Genomic DNA, 21,296 nt, shown 5'->3' on the forward strand with positions numbered 1-21,296 from the left:
AGCTGATGTTGGTTGAAAAAATATGACCAAAGAAAATACTTAAAACTCCTTTAGGGCAAGGAGTAAATCAACTAACTAAACAGCACATCCTTTAGGTGGAGGATGTATTTACCACTATGAAATTAAACATTACTTGGAAAATCTTCATCGGCATGACGCTTGGTATCATTGTCGGTTATTTCATCCACAATCATTTTGATTTAGGGCAATTTAGCATCAAAGATTCCGCATTGCTTACACCTGAACAGGTAAAAGCCAATGAAGGCGTAAAAGATTGGAGTTCATATCTGCAGTTGCTTTCAAAGATTTTTTTACGAATGATTCAGATGATTCTGGGGCCATTGGTACTTTCTATTTTGGTTGTTGGAATTGCCAAACTTGGAGATTTCAAAGTAGTTGGTCGTATCGGCCTTAAAACATTGGGTTATTTTTATTTTGCCACCATTCTTTCATTGGCTACGGGTTTGATTGCCGTAAATATTATGAAACCTGGCAAAGTAATGACGCTTGATTTACCAAGTACAGGCACCGATACAGGTGTTGAAGCTAAGAAAATGACGCTCGAAAACTTTATCACGCACGTTTTCCCAAAAAGTATTTTTGAAGCACTTTCTACCAATGAAGTGCTACAAATAGTAGTATTTTCATTATTTTTTGGTGTAGCATTGGCAGCCATTGGCGAAAAAGGAAAAAGTGTAACCAAAGCCCTCGATGCCATTTCTGAAGTGATGTTTAAGATTGTTGGTTATGTAATGACATTCGCTCCTTATGCAGTTTTTGGTTCGGTTGCGGCCGTTATTGCCGCCAAAGGTTTGGGTGTACTCGGTGGTTATTTATATTTAATCGTTTGTTTCTTCGCAACATTGGCTTTTTTCATCGTCGTTGTTCTGTGGGTAATTTGTCTTGTTCAGAAAATCGACTACTGGAAATTATTGAAATTTGTAAAAGACGCTCTATTCTTATCGTTCAGTACGGCAAGTTCGGAGGCATCAATGCCTTTACAGATTGAACAACTCAAAAAATTTGGTATTTCTGAGCGAATCATCAGTTTTGTTTTGCCTTTAGGTTATTCTTTCAACCTTGATGGTTCAATGATGTACATGACCTTTGCAACAGGATTTATCGCTCAAATCTATGGTATCGAACTAACACTTGGCCAACAAGTAACGATGTTACTTACGCTCCTACTCACAAGTAAAGGTATTGCAGGCGTGCCACGTGCGTCGTTGGTTGTTATTGCGGGAACACTCACCATGTTTGGACTCCCACAAGAAGGCATTAGTTTAGTTTTGGCGGTTGATTGGTTGTTAGATATGGGTCGCTCAGCAACTTCAGTAGCAGGGAATGCGGTAGCAACAGCAGTTGTGGCTAAGTGGGAAGGAGAATTGAATGAAGCTGCATAAAATTCAGCAGTTTAGATAACATAGTTTGAGCCACTATTTTTGCTAAGATAGTGGCTCAAATTTTTAAGGTAATCAACTCGATAAATAGTAATCAACTCTTCTAATAAATCATGAAAAAAACTTTTATTTTATTGATAGTAAGCATATTATCAATTACAGCAAAAGCACAAACACTAACTATTGCACAGCAAGATTCTGCTTTTGTGAGAGAAAATTACGTAAAAACCCAAGTACAAATCTCGATGCGAGATGGGGTAAAACTTTTTACCAATATCTATACACCAAAAGATGCTTCTCCAAACAATACTTATCCAATAGTGATGCAACGGACTTGCTATGATGTTGCTCCTTATGGAAAGGAAGAATACCCTAAAATGTTATATTATTCTCGCTATATGATGCGAGAAAAGTTCATTTTTGTTGACCAAGATGTACGTGGACGATGGATGTCGGAAGGTGTATTCACCAATATGACACCTCATATACCTAACAAAACAAAGCCAACTGACGTTGATGAAGCGTCAGATACTTACGATACCATTGATTGGTTAGTAAAAAATATTCCAAACAACAATGGTCGAGTTGGTCAATATGGCATTTCTTATCCAGGATTTTATACCATCGCTGGAGCTTTATGCGGGCATCCAGCCTTGAAAGCGGCCTCACCACAAGCACCAATTTCTGACTTTTTCTTTGATGATTTTCACCATAATGGAGCTTTTACTCTGGGTTATGGTATGACTTTCCCAGTTTTTGGTGTACAGCACCCTCAACCAACGCCCAATTCGTGGTATGATGATAAATTTCCAAAACTCAATACAGTCGATGGTTTTGATTGGTATAAAACCATGACTCCTTTAAAGAATTTCAACAAAGTTTATGGCGATAATTTCTTTTGGAATGAACTCATCGAACACCCAAATTATGATGAATTTTGGCAAAAACGAAACATCCTTCCTCATCTAAAAAATGTCAAAAATTTACCTGCAATCATGGTAGTTGGTGGTTGGTTTGATGCTGAAGATTTACCTGGTCCATTGAATATCTATAAAAATTTAGAAAAATATAATGCAAATGCCTATAATACAATCGTAATGGGGCCTTTTGGGCATGGAGATTGGTCTCGTGAGCGTGGACATCATTTTCACTCAAATGTTTATTTTGGAGATAGTGTTTCTACCTATTTTCAAAAAAATATGGAATTGAAATTCTTCAAACACTTTTTAAAAGAATCGGGAGATGGAAAAACTGGTTTACCTGAAGCATATTTATTTGATACTGGGAAAAAAGAATGGCGTGAATTTGCTGAGTTTCCAGTAAAAACTGCTCAAAAAATTGATTTTTACTTAAATCCAAATGGGAAATTATCAAATGAAATGACAGGAAAAGGATTTGGAGAGTATATTTCTGACCCATCAAAGCCAGTACCATATACCGAAGACCCAAAGCAAATTACAGGCTTTAGTCCACGAAACTATATGAGTGAAGACCAACGTTTTGCAGGTCGCAGAACAGATGTAATGACTTACGAAACCGAAGTTTTGACAGAAGACGTCACACTTGGTGGCGAAATAATGGCAAACCTTAAAATTTCAACAACAGGAACGGATGCTGACTTTTTTGTTAAATTAATTGATGTTTACCCAGGAGACGAACCAAACTCCCCATACACACCCAAACATATTACGTTGGGTGGCTACCAACAAATGGTACGTAGCGAAATCATGCGTGCTCGTTTCCGTAACTCATTTTCAAAACCAGAACCTTTAGTGGCAAATAAGAAGACTGATATTAATTTCCGTTTGCAAGATGTTTTGCACACATTTAAAAAAGGGCATAAAATCATGATTCAAGTGCAATCAACGGCCTTTCCTTTATTTGATATTAACCCACAAAAATATGTACCAAATATCTACAAAGCCGAGGAAAAGGATTTTCAGAAAGCAACGCATCGCATTTATGCCGATAGCAAGATTTCAGTAGAAGTATTGAAGTAGATTTCAAACAAAAACGCCTCATAATCGCTGATTATGAGGCGTTTTGATATATATTATTCTATCAAGCTCCTTGAAGTTTATCTAAGATTAACTCTTCGATATATTCTCTAATTGAATCAATTTTGATTTGTGTTACAACATCTTGTGCAAAAGCTAAAAGTTGCAAACGAATCGCTTCTTTTTTCGGAATACCTCTCGACTGCATATAGAAAATAGCTTCATCGTTCAATTGCCCAGTTGTTGTTCCGTGCGAGCATTTTACATCGTCCGCCCAAATTTCTAACTGTGGTTTTGTATTCATGGTTGCTTCATCAGAAGTCACCACATTACGGCAGTTTTGGTAAGCGTTGGTTTTCTGAGCGTCTTCTCTTACGAAAATTTTACCATTGAAAACACCTGTTGACTTATCCATCAAAATACCTTTATAAAGCTCGTGGCTTTCGCAATTTGGTTTTCTGTGGTCAACAACTGTGTGATTATCAACGTGTTGCTTGCCATTTGGCACGTACAAGCCAAATAAATGACTTTCGATATGCTCACCATCAAGTACCACATTGAGGTTGTTTCTTACAAATCCACCATTCAAAGTTGCCGTTGCTGAATAAAAATAACTACGGCCTTTTTGGTAAACTTGCGTAGTACCGATATGATACGATTTATCGCTTTCGCTTTGCACTTTATAGTAATCAACCATTGCCGACTCATCAACGATGATTTCGGTAACAGTATTTACAAATGCAGCACCGTCGCCCACTGTGCGATACGCTTCAGCAATTTTTACTTGTGAATTTTTACCAACAATTATCAAATTACGAGGCTGAGAACCCACATTTGCCGTGCGTACATCAGAAATAAATCTCAAAATAATTGGTTCTTCAACTATCTTATTATCAGCCACTTGTACCACAACACCATCGTTGGCAAGAGCAGTATTTAGAGCCGTGAAAGCATCAGTTTCGTAATTGGCATATTTACCAAAATAACCTTCGATTAATTCGGGTTGTTGAGCCAATGCTTCCGAAAACGGAATAACTTTCAGTTTATTTTCGGGAGTAGCAATTTGCGAAAGTTCAGCATTATACACACCGTTGATAAAATACAAGACGTTTCCAGTAAGATGTGGCAACGGAATCTTATCAAGGTCGGCTTGATTAAAATCGGTTTTTGTATGAAAATCGAATGTTTGCTTTACTAAATTGCTCACATTCGAGTATTTCCATTCTTCATGACGAATAGTTGGAAAACCTAATTTATCGAAGTTTTGCATCGCTTCACCACGCAATTGATGAATCGGCAAAGCGGCTTTTCCATTCAATTTTGCTTGTGACAACTGAAAATCAGCGATTAATTCTGCTTTTAGACTTGATGCGTCTTTATTTTCTATCGAACTCATTATTCAAAATTTTCTATAATCAATTTCTCCGAACAATTTCGGAAAATTGTTCTACAATTCTGCAATTGCTTCTAATTCTACTTTATATCCAAAGTGCAATTCAGGCACTGGAATGATTGAACGTGCGGGGCGATGTTCTCCGAAAAATTTTGCATAAAGTTCGTTCACAATTCCCCAATTTTCTCCGCCTGAAATATAAACCGTAGTTTTTACTACATTTTCAGAGCTCAACCCTACTTCCTGCAAAATCAGCGTCAAATTATCAAAAACAACTTTTAATTGTTCTTCAATATTTGACTCGATTGGTAGTTTTTCGGCCGTTATGATTTTTATCGGCAAAATACCCGAAGTAAAAAGCAGCCCACCACTCACAATCGCTTGCGAATAATGCCCCACAGGTTTCGTACTATCTTTAACTTGAATTTTCTGCATAAAAACTAATTTTGAATGAGTGAATGATAGAATTTTTAATATTTCTTCATTCTATCATTCACTCATTGAGTATTATGCTACCTCAAGAGCGTCAACTTCGTTCTTAATCCAATCGTAGCCTTTTTCTTCCAATTCGAGAGCTAATTCTTTTGTTCCCGATTTTACGATACGACCTTTGTAAAGTACGTGAACGAAATCTGGCACGATGTAATCGAGCAAACGTTGGTAGTGAGTTACTACTACAAACGAACGTTGTCCATCACGTAATTGGTTTACGCCTTCGGCAACAATACGAAGAGCATCAATATCAAGACCCGAATCGGTTTCGTCTAAAAGTCCGAGAGTTGGCTCAAGCATAGCCATTTGAAAAATTTCGTTGCGTTTTTTCTCTCCACCCGAAAAGCCTTCATTGAGTGAGCGTTTCAAAAGAGCATCGTCGATTTTTACCAATTTTGCTTTTTCTTTCATACGCTTCAAAAATTGAGCGGCATCGAGTGGTTCTTGACCATTATATTTACGAATTTCGTTGAGAGCCGTTTTCAAGAAATTGATGGTTGTAACACCTGGAATCTCAACAGGGTATTGGAATGCCAAGAAAATACCTTCAGCAGCACGTTTTTCGGGAGCTAAATCGAGTAAGTCTTTTCCGTTGAATGTAACCGAACCGTCGGTTACTTCGTATTCTTCACGACCTGCCAAAACCGAAGCCAAAGTACTTTTACCTGAGCCGTTTGGCCCCATGATAGCATGAACTTCACCTGGTTTGATTTCTAAATTGATTCCACGTAATATTTCTTTTTCCTCAATTCTGGCGTGTAAATTACTGATAGTGAGCATTTTATTTTTATTGCTTATGATAAACTTAATAGGTATGTACGAAATAAAATAACAAAATAGATAAGTTTTAGTTCGCAAATAATTCGCAAAGATACAATCAAAATAGCCAAGATGCTATTCTTAATTATAATAACTCTAAATAAAACATTGTTGTTCCTTTTTTCTTGGATTTTTTATATGTTTTCAAGAAACTACTTCGTAAACCTTCACAGGTAAAGCTTTATTTTTGAGATTGATTTCGCCTACTTCTTGGCACGTAAAAGATTCTTTTACAATCATGTAGGCTTTTTCGCTCAATAATATTTGACTTGGCTGGGCAGCAGACTGCAAACGTTGGGCAGTATTTACAACATCGCCGATAACGGTATAGTCCAATCGTCGGAGCGATGCCGAGCCAATATTTCCCGAAATGACCTCACCAGTATTGATTCCAATTGAAACCTTTGGCGTATATTTTATATGGCTTGGTAAACTTTCTTCGATAGAATCTATTCTTGTTCTTACAGCTAATGCCGCTTCAATGGCACGGTCGAGGTGATATTCTCCCTTGAAAACCGCCATTACGGCATCGCCCATAAATTTATCAATGTGTCCGCCTTGCTCCATGATTTCTTTGACCATCGCATCAAAATATTTATTTATGAGATTGACAACAATATCGGGCGTTTCTTTCTCCGAAATGGCCGTAAAGCCGCAAATATCAACAAATAAAACGCTGGCTTCTATGGTTTCGTTGGCGGTCAATGAAGACTCAAATTCGTGGCTTCCCATAAATTTCAGTACATTTTCATCGACATACATTTTTAAAATATTATTTTCTTTAATGGCTTGAAGCGTTTCTCTGATTTGAATAACGTGCTTGAGAGTTTTCTCGACTGTTAGTTCCAAATCTTCAAAATTGATGGGTTTACACAAAAAATCAAATGCTCCTCGATTCATGGCCACTCTGATATTATCCATATCGCCATAAGCAGAAACAATTACTGATTTTAGTAAGGGATTTTGCTCGGCCAATTTTGTAAGCAATGTCAAACCGTCCATTTCGGGCATGTTAATATCGCTCAATATCATGTCAATATCTGGATTTTCCTGCAAAAGACGCAAGGCTTCTGCACCGTTGGCAGCAAAGGAGAATTCATATACTTTTTCTCTAATTTGTCGGCGGAATTTTTGTTTGATGAGGATTTCTAAATCGGCCTCATCATCAACAACCATTATTTTGGCGTTCATAGTGAGCTTTGGAGTTTTTGTTTGAGTTCGATGAAGTCGAGTGGTTTTGTCAGGAAATCGTTCGCTCCCAAAGCCAATGCTTGGTCATGGCTTTGAGCATCGCCGTAGGCAGTTATCATCATAATTGTTGGCGGTGAAGTAGGCGATTTTGAACGAATTTGGCGTAGAAGTTCAATACCACTCATGCCTGGCATATTAATGTCGGAAAGTATCAGCACTGCTTCTAAGTCTTGGTCTTTCAAAAACTCAAGAGCTTCCTCGCCCGAACCGCTGAATGCAAAATCAAATTCGCCCGCACGGATTTCTCGGCGAAAACGTTGCTGAAACAGCGTTCTAACATCTTCTTCATCATCAACGACTAATATTTTCATGGGAATATGGGCTATTTTATTTCAATTGAAATTGCTTTCAAATATAAGGTAATTTAATGATAAATGTTGTTCCTTCGCCTTCAATGCTTTCTACTTCGAGCGTGCCGCCATGACCTTTTGTGATAATATCATAACTCAGAGAAAGCCCCAAGCCTGTACCTTCACCTGTGGGTTTTGTTGTGAAGAATGGTTGAAAGATTTTGGCTTTTGTTTCTTCTGACATTCCTGTTCCGTTGTCTTGTACTTTGATTTCAATAGTGTTACCTATTTTTTTTGATGTGACAAAAATCATTGGATGATATTGCGTTTGTAGAGACTGGGTCGCCTCAGACGTTGCATGCAACGTCTCTACGGGGTCGATTCTGCGTTGATTTACCGCATAAAAGGCATTGTTGAATAAATTCAACAAAACACGTCCAATTTCCTGTGGAATTACTGCTATTTTAGGTAGATTTTCATCAAAATCGGTTCTGAAATCAGCATTAAATCGAGACGTCGAACCGCTTTTATCCTTCGCTCGCAGTCCATGATAACTCAATCGAAGATATTCATCTGTTAAAGCATTCATATCGGTTAATTCTTTTTCGCCCGAACTTGAGCGTGAATGTTGCAACATCCCTTTTACAATGCTACTTGCCCTTTTACCGTGTTGATTGATTTTTTGTTGATTTTGAGTTAAATCTCCAATGATTTCATCAATATATTCTTTGTCTTTTTCTGGAATACTTACTTTTTCTATTTCTTCCTTCAATTCTTGGGTAAGGTCGATGCTTAATTCGGAGAAATTATTGACAAAATTTAATGGATTCTGAATTTCGTGGGCAATTCCTGCCGTAAGCTCTCCCAATGAAGCGAGTTTTTCTGATTGTATTAATTGTGCTTGGGTAGCTTTCAAATCTTGAAAGGCTTTTTCCGCCTTCGCTCGTTGCGTATCTATTTCCTCTTTCTGGCTATGCAATATCTGATTGGCCTTGTGCTTGATTTTATTATTCCGATAAAGGAAGAAAAGCACCAAAAGTACAATAATGAGTAGTGTCGAAATACCATAAATTTTGATTTTATCTTCGAGGTCTGCTTGATGAACTTCACTTCGACGTTGGATTATTAACTCACGTTCTTTTTCATCATACGCAAGACGTTCGATTTGTCGAATTTGTTCCTCATTAAAAAGGCTGTCTTTTTCGGCCGTTGCAATTTTGGTGTAGAATAAAGCTGATTTTAAATCGTTTTTCTTTTCATATAATTCCGAAAGTAGTTGTGCCGAAAATACTGTAATAGGAATAAACTGATTTTCATTGGAGCGAGTGAGTGCTTTTTTTGCATAAAATATCGCCGAATCGAGTTGATTGGAGGCCTTAAATACACTGGCTAAACCATAATAAACTCGTCCTTCGTGGAATTTTGCTTGAAAAGAAAGACTTTTACGAAAATATGCCAAAGCCGAATCTCTTTGATTAAGAGCAGCAAAAGTACTTCCAATATAATAACTGGTTGTTGATAATTGGTGTGCGGCTTTCTTTGTTATTAAATTCTGATACGCATTTTTGAAGAAACCAAGTGCTTTTTGAAATTCGCCCATATCTTTATAGACATATCCAGAGGTTTGATTGAGCGGATAATCAAGGTCGGGAATTTGCAAAGAATCTCGAACTTGATGAGCTTTTGATAGATACTCCAAAGCACTTTTAAACTGCTTACGATTGGTATAAAGTAAAGCCAATTTTAGATTAATGTTGCCCAATTCTTTTGGCATTTTGCTCTTTTCACAGATATATCGAGCTTCTAAAAGTTTATTGAGTGCCTCGGCATAATCAGAAGTATTGAGCATGATTTGGCATGATGACAACGCACTTAAAACTTTACCCTTATCATACTTGATTTTACTTGCCAAAGCCCACGCTTCTCGCCCATAACGCAATGCCTGAGTCGGATTACTGGAAGCAAACAAAGTAGTAAGTTTATCTAAAATCAGTACTTTTGTGGTATCATGTTTGGCTTTTGAAAGTTCATTTTTTAGGCTATCAATCGAAGCAGCATTGAATGATTGTGCAAAAAGCACATTTGCAGTAAAAGTGAATAAAAACAAACAAATGTACTTTTTCATAAAGCTTTTATTTTAACGGTAATGTTATAATAAATGTCGTTCCTTCGCCTTCGGTGCTTTCAACTTCGAGTGTTCCTGCATGTCCTTTTGTGATAATATCGTAGCTGAGTGAAAGTCCCAAACCTGTTCCTTGGCCAGTTGGTTTGGTGGTAAAAAATGGTTGAAAAATCTTTGTTTTTATGTTTTCCGGCATTCCTCCGCCATTATCGGTTATTTTTATCACAATTTCTTCATCGGTCATTAACGTTTTTATTTGCACAAGTGGTTTGTAGCCTTCTATTCCTTGTTTGGCTTTTTGCTGAACTGCATAAAACGCATTATTGATAATATTGAGTAAAACTCGTCCAAAATCTTGAGGAATAACTTCGATTTTAGGCAGATTTGGGTCTAAATCAGTCTTGAAATCAGCATTGAAAGTTTTGTCTTTGGCTCTAAGACCATGATAACTCAGACGCAAATATTCATCGGCCAGTGCGTTGATGTCGGTCAATTCTTTTTGACCATTGCTGGCTCTTGAATGTTGTAACATTCCTCGCACAATGCTTGCGGCACGCTGCCCATGATGTGTAATTTTTTGTTGATTTTGACTTATATCTCTTAAAATTTCGGCGATATAAGTTTTGTCGAAATCTTCTTTGTCGAGTTCTTCTTGTAGTTCTTGGCAAAGTTCCACCGAAACCTCCGAAAAATTGTTGACAAAATTGAGCGGATTCTGGATTTCGTGGGCAATTCCTGCCGTGAGTTCGCCCAAAGAAGCCATTTTCTCGGCCTGAATGAGTTGGTTTTGTGTGGTTTTTAGTTCTTCAAGAGCTAATTCTAAAGATTCTTTTTGTTGTGTAAGTTCGGCTGTTCGTTCGGCAACTTGGTATTCGAGTTCTTGTTTCTTTGCTTCAATGATTCTTCTTTCAGCTTCGGCTTTATCACGCACTACTTTGTCACGTTGGGCTTGGCGTTGGGCATAAATCGTAAAACCTAAAACCCACATAAAAGCAAATCCACGAGCGGTATCGAAGTAATCTTTGTTATCTTTAAAAAAGTTAGGTGTAAGAAACAAAAAAAAGTCATTGATGAGATAGACAATAGCCGCTGGCACAAAAGCAATGGACAACATTCGGGCAGGTGGAAAGCCTTTTGAACGCTGTACAGCAAACAGTACAGTCAAACAAATAATTGTCGAATAGGATGTTTCATAACCCATCAAATTTATCAGCATCGACAAAAGCATCATGCCGAGCCACGCAAAATTTAATATGGTATGAAGCCTGTGGTCACGAGTCTTTGTTTCTAAGATTTTTGTGACAACACCCATCACAACCGCCATTGTGGAAGTGGCAATTACAACATCGCTAAAATCAATTTTACTCATCGAAATTGTGGGTTTAAGATTTGTTTTAACTCAAACGTCTGATTTTGTCATTTTGATTTCTGATTCTCTGACAAAGAATTCGTAGCACACTTCTCAAAAGTTCGTTTCGTTCTTCCATCAAATCAAAGAAATCTTCTTGGTCGATTCTGAAAAGTAAAACATCGCTTTCTACAACCGCCGATGCTGAGCGTGGTTCGGCATCGAGCAAGGCCAATTCGCCAAAAACATCGCCTTTTGTGAAAGTTGCGAGTAAAGTTTCGTGGTCATAAATACCGATTTCGCCCGCATAAATGATATACATACAATTTCCGATTTCGCCTTTTTTGAAAATCGTTTTTCCTTCGTGAAAGCTAATTTCCTTCATGATTGGCACAATTGATGTTAGTACATTTTCGGGAGTTTCGGCAAAAAGTTGGGTATTTTTCAATACAATCACTCGTTCGAGTTCGGATACAGTAGCTTTTTCGTGTGAATGACTCATATCAATCTGTTTAATATATTTTTCAAATTCGGGTTGTTGTATGAAAACTTCATTATCGGTAAGTGTCTTGAAAGCCGCTTCTCTGACCAGCGTATTTGGATGGTTGAGATACGCCTCAAAAATACTTAATTCTCCTAACGAAAACTTACTTTGTGCAGGTCTCCAAACTTGCAATGCCTGTGCAATTGTCCAGTTTCCAAAATAGCGTTCGCCCTTATCTAAAATCACAGAAATAATAGATTTTAGCTCCGTGTTCTTGCCGATGTACTCACCAAAAATACTTTTTTTCTCTTCGATACCCGAATCATCGAGCAAAGCGTGAAGACATTTATAGATTTCTCTCGGAATGATATTATCCAAAATTTCGAGAGCATTGGCTCGTTTTTCTTTCGATGAATGTTCTACTCCCTGCATGGCATCTTGCACGATGTCTCGGTCATAAAGAGAGGTGAGTATATAAAAAATACGGTCGGAAGTTTGGTCTAATTCATAGGATAAAGTATCCTTTGGCATCGAATCAAAACCATTTAAGAGTTGATAAACGTGCTTGAACTCCAATTCCAAGGATTGCTCAAAGAAAGCTCGATGAGCTTCATTTTTTTCAAAATTGCCTAAAGCCTTCAAAGCAGCCGTACTTACTTCCCAATTTTTGTTTTCGATTAAATAAAACAGCAGTTTTCGAGAGTCTTCGGTTTGATATTTCTCACAAAAATTGATAAGTTTTCTAAGAGCGAACGTATCTTCGGTGTTTTTGAGGGAAGAAATGGTAATGAAACCTTCCTCGCCAATGTCAATGAGTTGTTTCAATGCTTGTTTGGCCATCGAATGGCTAAACAAAAATTGTGTCAGCATTACAACCAACCGTTTTGTAGCCAAACTTCCTGCGGCTTTGATAGCTTCAGATTGAAGTTCGGTTTTCAATGAAGATCCCAAAACAAAAACTTCATAATCTTCTAATTTTAAGGCTTTTATGATTCGTAAAGCCACTTGTTTCTGCTCTAAACTACTTTCAGGTAAGCAATATTTATCCAATTGCTGTTTGCCAACTTTGTTGGGCGTGGCAAGCGTGGTTGTCAGAATACCTTCGGTCAATGCCAAATCATCAGAAGATAGGTATTCATTTAGTTTTTGGTCTGTCCAAACCCCTTTTTTACTTAAAATTTGTCCGCCCAATTGTCTGCAAATGGCGTTGGGTTCGGTCGCAATATTGTCACTCAATATTTTGATGCTTTCGGCACTCAATTCAAGTTTATCGGCTGCACGCAAAGCTGCTATACGCACATTCTCAGATGAATGTTGGAGTAAATTTGGCAAATATGCATCTAATTTTGGTGCATCGAAACGAGTTATCCAATCAATGGCACTGATGACTTCTTCGGTTTTTTCGCTTTTGAGGTTTTTAATAATTGCCTTGAAGGCATCTTTTTGCATCACCAATTCATCATCGCTTAAGAAACGCTTGCTCAAAGCCGATTTCAGTTCAATAATGTAATGACGAAACGCTCGACTAAGATAATACGAAGCCAAAAACGCCGAAATAACCGTAAAACCGAAGTGAATCCAAGTAAACGAAAAGTCGAAATAATATTCGGCCAAGAGCAAAAGGCCAGCGATTCCCATGCCGAGTGGTTCATAAAAACCTTTGGCCAGCGTATGCCCTTTGAGGCGTTGATGCGTGGAGAGTGGCTGAAACATCACCAAAAACACAGGGTCGAAAATGGTTCGACGCATCACTTCAAAAAGCAAATAGGCGGCACTAAATTCAATCCATAAAACAGATTCATCTTGCTGTAAAGTAGAAATAATCACTAAAACGATTGAAATAATAACCGTTCCGATAGGCAAGAAAAGCAAAGCATTCCGAAGCCCAAAACGCTCAATGACTTTACTCGAAATCAGCAATTTTACGACCGTAGAAATAGAATACGTAATGGCCAAGGTATAACCCACAAAGGCAATGACATCGTGTTGGTTGTGAAATTTATATTTGACGTTTACGAAGAAATTATACTCTATCCAAGTAGCTGAAAGTGCTACCGCCACCAAACCGATACACATTTCGAAAATCAATCGGTTTCCGCCAAAAAGCTGCTGAATGTACTTGGCATCATCTTTACGGCTTTTGCGTTCGGGTTGCGACCCTGGCACTTCAGTGAGCTGAAAAGTACGTTTTTGAGTAAAAAAAGCTAACAAAAACATAAAAAACGCCACCGCAATTAAAATAGAAAGTACCGACGTTGAATGAATGAGTACCGTAAGGATTGCACCAATGGCCTTAGCAGGAACATCGCCCGAGCCAATAACGCTGAAAATTCGCTTGCTTTGACGAACATCAAAAACCACCGCTGAAACGCCCCAAAACTCTAAATTGACCAACAAATAAATGATACGAAACCCAACCATTATGCCGATTGCTGTAAAAATCGAATGACTCAGATAAACTATCAAACCCATGAGCATTGACATCACCAAAACCGATAACAAAACCCGCATACTGAGGGTTTGTAATAAATAATGGTGTTCGTAATATTCGTAGATTTTCCCGACGCCCATCATGGCCAATGTCGAGACGATGTAGGCAATTGGTAATGAAAACTCAGGGTGATTTTCGAGCAAAATGATATTTGCCGAAACGTACACCAAGACGGTTCCGATACTGATAAAAAAATTATGAAGGAAAAATAAAATTAACTGCGATTGTTCTCGATTTCGGCTAAACAAATTGGTCATTGTGGGTCTTAAATGTGAACATCGCAAGTTAGGAATTTTGCTTGAAAAACTTTTGAAATAAGTTTAATGATTTGTAATATTGCAACAGACTATGGTAATAATACAAAAAAATATATCCAAAAAAATCCAATTGCGTGGCGAAAATTGTAGCTTCACGCTCACGGGATTGTATCGCCATTTTTGTAAACCACACCGAATCTCAGTTTTCTTCTTTCAACTCATGGCATTCATGGCCAATTTTGGTTTTTACTAATTTTTTTATAGCATTTAGCAATTACCGTTAGCTACGGGCGGCGTTCCGCTTAGCTTTCGGAAATATCCCCTTTGTTTCGAGGAAAGGTTAATTCTTTACATTAAAATCATCAAAGCTAAAAGCTAATCACTAATAGCTAAAAGCAGTAAAAAAAATGAACAACAATATATTTGTATCTTCAGAAGTTGGCACTTTGCGTCGCCTTATTATCCATAGTCCAGATAGTGGTTTGGGCAAAGTTGTACCCTCAAAAGCTCAAGATTGGTTATTTGAAGACATCGTTCATCTCGAGACTATGCGTAGAGATGAGTATGATTTCTACGTAAAAATCCTTTTGTATTTTCTTGATAATGAAAAAGTTAAAGGAAAACTCAGCGAAATTGATGCCGACAAATCAAGAGATTTTCATAAGCCTTCCAACAAAAAATATTTTAATTCAGATAAAGTTATTGAGTTTGAGAAACTACTCTCGGATATTTTAGAAATGTCCGTAGTTCGTACACAACTCATTGCGGCGGTTTGTGCCGTTGAAGAATGTTCGTACCAATTTCAAAACGAAATGGCCAAAATGCCAAACATTGACTTGGCCAGGGTATTGATAACGGGTATTTTGCCGAACAATAAAATGCTTTTTCCGCCAATTCCAAACTTGATTTTTACCCGTGATATTGGTATTGTTGTAAATGACCATCTTTTGCTCAATAAACCAGCCAAATATGCTCGTACACGAGAGTCACTTTTGGCAAAATATGTATTCTTTAATCATCCAATGTTTGAAGATTTACAAGGGAAAATTATTGAAATTACGGAAGACGAAAACCATTTTTTACTACCCGAAGAAGAACAAGAAGGTCGTTTAAATACGCTCGAAGGTGGCGATGTAATGATGGTTGCTCCAAATCATTTATTGATTGGTGTCAGCGAACGAACTTCAGTTGAAGCCGCCAGACAAGCCATTGAATTATTGTTCGAGAAAAACGCAGTGCAGAAAGTTACAATTGTGAAAATTCCGCAAAAACGTGATTATATGCACATCGACACCGTTTTTACGCAAATCAAACGCAATGTTTGGGTACTGTTGGGTTCACTCGGTAGAATTCAAGAAGAGGCCGAAAAGCAATCTATTTGGGAAGAATTGGGTCAACAACCGAGTTATGAAGCCTTGACAATAAAACAATTTATCAATAAAGATGGCGTAGTGAAAGTGAAAAACTTTGCTAACCTCGAAGACCTGCTTTCGTCGATAACAAAAGATGATTTGAATTGTTATGAGCCTATAAAGTTTGTATATTCGGGCAATAATGAATTCCCTTACGGAGCAAGAGAACAATGGACGGATTCGTGTAATTTATTGGTAGTAAAAGAAGGAATCGCCATCGGCTATGACCGAAACGATAAAACCGCCGAAGCATTCCGTGAAGCTGGTTTCCAAACAATTAGAGCGGCTGAATTGCTCGAAAAATTTGAGAAAAACGAACTTTCACCGGAAACTTTGACTGATACAATTATCATGTTGCCATCGGCCGAACTTTCAAGAGCCAGAGGAGGCTCACATTGTATGAGTATGCCAATACTTAGAGAATTTTGAAGCGGTTCGCCGCCCGTTCAGAATGAGTGAATGATGGAATAGAAAAAAACTTATTCTATCACTCACTCATTTATGAAGAGTAATTCACTTCTTCAAAACTATTATTCATTCATTCTCTCATTCACTAATTCAACATTAAATTTTATGCAAACACAAACCACTTCCAACATATTAATGATTCGGCCTGTGAACTTTGCTTTTAATGAGCAAACCGCCGAAAGTAATGCTTTTCAAGATACAAAAGCTAAGTCTTTAACAAACTCTATTACACAAGAAGCAGCCCTCCAAGAATTTGATGCAATGGTGAGCCAACTGCGGGCTGCGGGCGTAAATGTGATGGTCTATGACGATACACTTGAGCCACATACGCCCGATAGTATTTTCCCAAATAATTGGATTTCGTTTCATCATTCGGGCAAGGTTTGTTTGTACCCGATGCAAGCCGAAAACCGCCGTTTGGAGCGTAGAAGCGATATAATCGATGATTTACGCACGAAATTCCATGTAGAAGTTATACTTGATTTTACGCATTTCGAGAAAGAAAATAAATTTCTCGAAGGTACAGGCAGCATGGTTCTCGACCGAATGCACCGCACTTCTTATGCCTGCATTTCGCCACGAACAAACGCAGAGGTTTTGGATGCTTGGGCAAAGCAAATGAACTACAAATTAGTAAAGTTTACTTCGGTTGATAGACAAGGCAAAGAAGTCTATCATACTAACGTTGTGATGTGCATTGGCGATACTTTTGCGGTTATTTGCTTGGAATCCATTCCAGATTTAGATGAGCGTTTGGCGGTGAAAACTACTTTGGAAAATAGTGGTAAAAATGTCATTGTAATTTCGCTCGAACAAATGAATCAGTTTTCTGGTAATATGCTATTGGTCAAGAGTTTAAAAGGAAATAATTTACTTGTGATGTCAACATCAGCTTATAATTCTCTTAGCCATGCTCAAATCGTTGAACTCGAAGAATATGCTGTTATTCAGCACTTTGACCTCACAATGATTGAAACCTGCGGTGGCGGTTCGGCACGCTGTATGATGGCGGAAGTACATTTGCCTGAGAAATAAATCGTAACACAAGTTGTCCGCAACTCCGATTTCAAATTGTAACAGTCACAGGCAATTTGGAAATCGGACTGCCGAAGCAGTTGCTATACAAACTAATTATAAAATTTCTTCGTATATTTCGTCGGTTAGCTGACAAACCAGCATCTTCAAAATCTACAAATTTGTAAACGAAAACGGGCAATCAAAAGAATAGTTTTACAAACTCAACCCACATGGAACACGTAGTTATTATAGGAAATGGCATTAGCGGAATTACGGCCGCTCGACATATCAGAAAGCAGTCTGATTGTAAAATCACAGTCATTTCGGGCGAAACTGACCATTTTTTTTCTCGTACGGCTCTCATGTATGTCTATATGGGACACATGAAATTTGAACATACAAAACCCTACGAAGATTGTTTTTGGGAGAAAAATCGTATTGAACTGAAGCGTGCTTGGGTTAAAACAGTTGATTTTGAAGAAAAGAAATTATATTTCAGATTGCTCAATGATGATGATGACAAAGAAGCTAAAATCGGAGGGGCAATAAGTTACGATAAATTGATTTTAGCACTTGGTTCAACCCCCAATAAATTTGGCTGGAAAGGGCAAAACCTCAAAGGCGTACAAGGACTTTACAGCTACCAAGATTTAGAATCTTTGGAAGAAATAACACCCACAATCAAAAGAGCGGTTATTGTAGGCGGGGGTTTGATTGGTGTAGAATTGGCCGAAATGCTTCATTCGAGAGGAATCGAAGTGACATTTTTGGTACGAGAAAGTAGTTTTTGGAATGCCGTAATGCCTCCCGAAGAATCGGCTTTGATTTCGAGACATATCAAAGATAATCATATAAATCTCAAGTTTTCGAGCGAGTTAGATGAAATAATTGGCGATAAAAATGGACAAGTAAAAGCGATACGAACAAAATCTGGTGAGGAAATCGAATGCCAATTTGTAGGTTTAACGGTAGGAGTTAGTCCAAATATTGGTTTGTTGAAAGTGCCACAAGGAAACATGATTGGAAGAGAAAAGCCTGCGTTTGTGTTGGGCGTTGGCGGAATAAAACTCAATCGTGGAATTTTGGTCAATGAATATCTCGAAACAAATATTGCTGATGTCTATGCCATTGGCGATTGTGCCGAACACGAAACCCCACAAAAAGACCGCAAAAGCATTGAACAAATTTGGTACACAGGCCGAATCATGGGCGAAACAGTAGCCCGAACACTCTGCGGTAAACCAACAAAATATCAACCTGGGATTTTCTTTAATTCTGCCAAATTCTTTGATATTGAGTACCAAACTTACGGTCAAGTTCCTGCTGAATTGCCAGCAGATACGAAAACTTTTTATTGGGAACATACATCGGGTAGAATCTGCGTAAGAATAAATTATCAAGCTGGTAGTAAGAGTGTTACGGGTGTGAACACATTTGGCATCAGAATGCGACACGAAATTTGGGATGAATGGATTTCATCAGGTAAAAGCATCGAATATGTTTTAGAAAACCTTCCAAAAGCCAACTTCGACCCCGAATTTTTTAAACAGTACGAAAAGGAAATATTGGAAAAATACAATATTGAAACTGGAAGTAATTTACAATTAAAATCAAAAAAAGGACTCTTTTCTAAATTACTATCCGCAAAATCATAATTTCTTGAGCAACCATTTCGTAAATCATCATTCGTAAATCCTGTACGTCATGCTACAAAAACTCGGACTCTTCATTTTTCTTGCTGCATTTGGGCTATTTGTTGGCACTCTGGGCATGAATAATTATACATTGACCAGCGAAATTTTGGAGAAAAACTTCAAAGAAGATGCCCTTCTGGATGCTAAAATAGAATTGGCAGCGATGGTTGATCAAAGCTATTCAAATTCCTATACTTTCACCGTTGAATTAACAGAAGGCATAAATCAACTCAATAAAGTCTATATTGCCCAACAAGCATGGGATAAAAAGATTTACGAAGATACAATCTTGACAATCGTAAAATCTTCTGCAAACGGATATTTAGCTGATAATAAAGGCATTATGTTTTTATTAACTTTCGGTTTGGCTATTTTGGGAGCACTACTTTTCATTCTTCCCGAAGCTCAAAGACCCGCAGGAATTAAAAACAATGGCATTTACTTCAACCCTGCCATGACACGCAAATGGCTGGGTATGGGCATTGGTACTTTTTTAATAGTATTCTACATTGCTTTGTACTTCAAACCGCAGTACATTGCCAATTGGACAATGCTCGTTGACCCTGTGAGTAAACTCATCAACGGTGGGGAGGCGAGCCGTTGGTTTATGTATGGTTTTCTCTATACGATTTCAGTTTTGGTAATGGGAATCCGATATATTATCAAATATCGACACTCTAAGTATCAGATATTCAGAACTTTATCTATCATGTTTTTTCAGACTTGTATAGCTTTCATTCTGCCCGAAATCATGTCGAATCTGAATTTACCTTCAGCTGATTTGAAAAATATGTGGCCGCTTGATTATTCTTTTTTCTTTAATTACAGGATTGACAAATTAATTGCTGGCGGAACATTTGGTATATTTTTATTGGTATGGGGAATTGCACTTTTTGTAGTTGGCGTGCCTGTGATGGTCTATTTTTTCGGCAAACGTTGGTATTGTTCGTGGGTTTGTGGTTGTGGAGGTTTGGCCGAGACTTTGGGCGACCCTTTCCGACAACTTTCTGACAAATCTTTGAAGGCGTGGAAGATAGAACGCTACCTCATTCATGGTGTTTTGGCCTTTGCCATTATCATGACAATTGGTGTGCTTTATACATATTTTACGGGTAGCTATAATATACTCGGTTTTATTCCAACTGAAAGCCTAAAATCAAGCTATGGATTCTTGATTGGTTCGATTTTTTCGGGTGTTGTTGGTACAGGTTTTTATCCACTCATGGGCAATAGAGTTTGGTGCAGATTTGGTTGTCCGTTGGCAGCTTATCTTGGAATAATACAAAGATTCAAATCGAAATTCAGAATCACAACGAATGGCGGACAATGCATTTCGTGTGGTAACTGCTCAACGCATTGCGAAATGGGAATTGATGTACGTGCTTACGCCCAAAAAGGGCAAGATATTGTACGTTCGTCGTGTGTAGGTTGTGGCGTTTGTTCGGCGGTTTGTCCACGTGGCGTTTTAAATCTTGAAAATGCAGAAACTGGTAGTCGAGTAATGATTGCTCCTGATGTTTTGTTAGGAAATTTGATGGAGAAATAAGATTTTGTAGAACAATTTTTCAAATTGTTTATGGCAATAACAAACAACTTAAAAAGTTGTTCTACATATAAATCAATACCCACTATACCCTACTCCCCCACTCACAATGGCCACACCCGACGACGTGCCGAGTCGGGTTGCTCCAGCTTCGATGAAAGCCATTGCTTGCTCATACGTTTGAATTCCGCCCGATGCTTTGATTTGAATGTTACTTGGTAATACTTCTCGCATGAGTTTAACTTGCTCAATATCAGCACCTTTTGGAGCGAAGCCAGTGGAAGTTTTTACAAAATCTACGCCAACTTCTTCACAGATTTCGCAAGCTATTCGTATATCAAAATTATCTAAATAGGCAGTTTCAATGATTACTTTCAGTAAAGCATTTTTTTTGTGAGTAATTTCAACTAATGTTTTTATCTCTTGCTTAACTGTTTCATAAGCCATTGATTTAAAAGCATTTATATTCATCACCATATCCAATTCATCAGCACCATCTGCCAAAACCTTTTGTGCTTCGGCTATCTTTGTTTCTGTAGAATGATAACCTAAAGGAAAGCCAATAACCGTACAAACTTTGGCATCACTGTATTCAAGCAGCTCTTTTACAAAACTCACATAAAATGGCGGTACACAAGCAGAATAAAAACTATTTTGATAAATTTCTTCACACAATTTTCTGAAATCCATTTCGGTTGCAGTAGGTTTCAACAATGTATGGTCGATGTATTTTGAAATATTTAGCATGAAGCGAGTTTCGTATAGTATTAAATGAAAACCGAATAGCGTTTAGTTTTGTTTAGGTAGCTTACTTTTGC

15 protein-coding genes are annotated in these 21,296 nt (G+C 37.8%); 6 read left to right on the forward strand and 9 right to left on the reverse strand.

The genetic code is table 11. From position 1 onward, the window contains the following. Positions 1 to 116 precede the first annotated feature (116 nt). Together ABR854_RS10230 and ABR854_RS10235 are read left to right on the forward strand one after the other, a co-directional pair. Positions 117 to 1,403, forward strand: coding sequence for a dicarboxylate/amino acid:cation symporter (locus ABR854_RS10230; protein ID WP_350265298.1), 1,287 nt, complete (start codon positions 117 to 119; stop codon positions 1,401 to 1,403). A 110-nt stretch (positions 1,404 to 1,513) separates the two neighbouring features. Further along, positions 1,514 to 3,400, forward strand: a complete 1,887-nt coding sequence (locus tag ABR854_RS10235) for a CocE/NonD family hydrolase (protein WP_350265299.1) — start codon at positions 1,514 to 1,516, stop codon at positions 3,398 to 3,400. A gap of 61 nt (positions 3,401 to 3,461) precedes the next feature. On the opposite strand, the gene sufD is transcribed toward ABR854_RS10235, so the two are convergent. From sufD to ABR854_RS10275, 8 genes are all read right to left on the reverse strand, one after another. Next, complete coding sequence (sufD, locus tag ABR854_RS10240; protein ID WP_350265300.1) at positions 3,462 to 4,793, reverse strand: Fe-S cluster assembly protein SufD; 1,332 nt, start codon at positions 4,791 to 4,793, stop codon at positions 3,462 to 3,464. Positions 4,794 to 4,844: 51 nt separating this feature from the next. After that, positions 4,845 to 5,225: a RidA family protein gene (locus ABR854_RS10245; protein WP_350265301.1), complete on the reverse strand. Its 381-nt coding sequence runs from the start codon at positions 5,223 to 5,225 to the stop codon at positions 4,845 to 4,847. Between the two features lie 72 nt (positions 5,226 to 5,297). Further along, positions 5,298 to 6,062: a Fe-S cluster assembly ATPase SufC gene (gene sufC / locus ABR854_RS10250; RefSeq protein ID WP_350265302.1), complete on the reverse strand. Its 765-nt coding sequence runs from the start codon at positions 6,060 to 6,062 to the stop codon at positions 5,298 to 5,300. Positions 6,063 to 6,245: 183 nt separating this feature from the next. Then, on the reverse strand, positions 6,246 to 7,292 hold the full coding sequence (locus tag ABR854_RS10255; RefSeq protein ID WP_064198498.1) for an adenylate/guanylate cyclase domain-containing protein: 1,047 nt from the start codon (positions 7,290 to 7,292) through the stop codon (positions 6,246 to 6,248). After that, the gene (locus ABR854_RS10260) at positions 7,289 to 7,663 is read right to left on the reverse strand and encodes a response regulator (RefSeq protein WP_064198499.1); all 375 of its coding nucleotides are present in this window, start codon (positions 7,661 to 7,663) and stop codon (positions 7,289 to 7,291) included. Before ABR854_RS10260 ends, ABR854_RS10255 begins: the two co-directional genes overlap by 4 nt. Positions 7,664 to 7,700: 37 nt before the next feature. Next, complete coding sequence (locus ABR854_RS10265) at positions 7,701 to 9,767, reverse strand: ATP-binding protein (protein WP_350265303.1); 2,067 nt, start codon at positions 9,765 to 9,767, stop codon at positions 7,701 to 7,703. 7 nt (positions 9,768 to 9,774) lie between these two features. Beyond that, positions 9,775 to 11,133 carry an ATP-binding protein gene (locus ABR854_RS10270; protein ID WP_350265304.1) on the reverse strand — a complete coding sequence of 453 codons (1,359 nt, stop codon included), beginning with the start codon at positions 11,131 to 11,133 and terminating at the stop codon, positions 9,775 to 9,777. A gap of 25 nt (positions 11,134 to 11,158) precedes the next feature. Beyond that, positions 11,159 to 14,344 (reverse strand): cyclic nucleotide-binding domain-containing protein, encoded by a 3,186-nt coding sequence (locus ABR854_RS10275; protein WP_350265305.1) that lies wholly within the window; start codon positions 14,342 to 14,344, stop codon positions 11,159 to 11,161. Between the two features lie 407 nt (positions 14,345 to 14,751). Between ABR854_RS10275 and ABR854_RS10280 the strand changes: the two genes are divergently transcribed. The 4 genes from ABR854_RS10280 (at position 14,752) to ABR854_RS10295 (ending at position 20,481) form a co-directional block, all read left to right on the forward strand. Beyond that, on the forward strand, positions 14,752 to 16,185 hold the full coding sequence (locus tag ABR854_RS10280; RefSeq protein WP_350265306.1) for an arginine deiminase family protein: 1,434 nt from the start codon (positions 14,752 to 14,754) through the stop codon (positions 16,183 to 16,185). Positions 16,186 to 16,329: 144 nt separating this feature from the next. Beyond that, a complete protein-coding gene (ctlX, locus tag ABR854_RS10285) occupies positions 16,330 to 17,259 on the forward strand; it encodes a citrulline utilization hydrolase CtlX (RefSeq protein WP_350265307.1) in 930 nt (309 codons plus the stop codon). Between the two features lie 212 nt (positions 17,260 to 17,471). Continuing rightward, on the forward strand, positions 17,472 to 18,896 hold the full coding sequence (locus tag ABR854_RS10290) for an NAD(P)/FAD-dependent oxidoreductase (RefSeq protein WP_350265308.1): 1,425 nt from the start codon (positions 17,472 to 17,474) through the stop codon (positions 18,894 to 18,896). A 49-nt stretch (positions 18,897 to 18,945) separates the two neighbouring features. After that, positions 18,946 to 20,481, forward strand: a complete 1,536-nt coding sequence (locus ABR854_RS10295) for a 4Fe-4S binding protein (RefSeq protein ID WP_350265309.1) — start codon at positions 18,946 to 18,948, stop codon at positions 20,479 to 20,481. Positions 20,482 to 20,553: 72 nt separating this feature from the next. On the opposite strand, the gene deoC is transcribed toward ABR854_RS10295, so the two are convergent. Beyond that, complete coding sequence (gene deoC, locus ABR854_RS10300) at positions 20,554 to 21,225, reverse strand: deoxyribose-phosphate aldolase (RefSeq protein WP_350265310.1); 672 nt, start codon at positions 21,223 to 21,225, stop codon at positions 20,554 to 20,556. Positions 21,226 to 21,296 lie beyond the last annotated feature (71 nt).

The organism is Emticicia sp. W12TSBA100-4, from assembly GCF_040253585.1.
GTDB lineage: Bacteria > Bacteroidota > Bacteroidia > Cytophagales > Spirosomataceae > Emticicia.

Bases quoted from the DNA above. Each gene is read 5' to 3' on its own strand.
- ABR854_RS10270 (WP_350265304.1), bottom strand. From the start codon at position 11,133: ATGAGTAAAATTGATTTTAGCGATGTTGTAATTGCCACTTCCACAATG.
- ctlX (WP_350265307.1), top strand. From the start codon at position 16,330: ATGCAAACACAAACCACTTCCAACATATTAATGATTCGGCCTGTGAAC.
- sufD (WP_350265300.1), bottom strand. From the start codon at position 4,793: ATGAGTTCGATAGAAAATAAAGACGCATCAAGTCTAAAAGCAGAATTA.
- ABR854_RS10275 (WP_350265305.1), bottom strand. From the start codon at position 14,344: ATGACCAATTTGTTTAGCCGAAATCGAGAACAATCGCAGTTAATTTTA.
- sufC (WP_350265302.1), bottom strand. From the start codon at position 6,062: ATGCTCACTATCAGTAATTTACACGCCAGAATTGAGGAAAAAGAAATA.
- ABR854_RS10235 (WP_350265299.1), top strand. From the start codon at position 1,514: ATGAAAAAAACTTTTATTTTATTGATAGTAAGCATATTATCAATTACA.
- ABR854_RS10265 (WP_350265303.1), bottom strand. From the start codon at position 9,767: ATGAAAAAGTACATTTGTTTGTTTTTATTCACTTTTACTGCAAATGTG.
- ABR854_RS10290 (WP_350265308.1), top strand. From the start codon at position 17,472: ATGGAACACGTAGTTATTATAGGAAATGGCATTAGCGGAATTACGGCC.
- ABR854_RS10255 (WP_064198498.1), bottom strand. From the start codon at position 7,292: ATGAACGCCAAAATAATGGTTGTTGATGATGAGGCCGATTTAGAAATC.
- ABR854_RS10245 (WP_350265301.1), bottom strand. From the start codon at position 5,225: ATGCAGAAAATTCAAGTTAAAGATAGTACGAAACCTGTGGGGCATTAT.
- ABR854_RS10295 (WP_350265309.1), top strand. From the start codon at position 18,946: ATGCTACAAAAACTCGGACTCTTCATTTTTCTTGCTGCATTTGGGCTA.
- ABR854_RS10230 (WP_350265298.1), top strand. From the start codon at position 117: ATGAAATTAAACATTACTTGGAAAATCTTCATCGGCATGACGCTTGGT.
- deoC (WP_350265310.1), bottom strand. From the start codon at position 21,225: ATGCTAAATATTTCAAAATACATCGACCATACATTGTTGAAACCTACT.
- ABR854_RS10260 (WP_064198499.1), bottom strand. From the start codon at position 7,663: ATGAAAATATTAGTCGTTGATGATGAAGAAGATGTTAGAACGCTGTTT.
- ABR854_RS10280 (WP_350265306.1), top strand. From the start codon at position 14,752: ATGAACAACAATATATTTGTATCTTCAGAAGTTGGCACTTTGCGTCGC.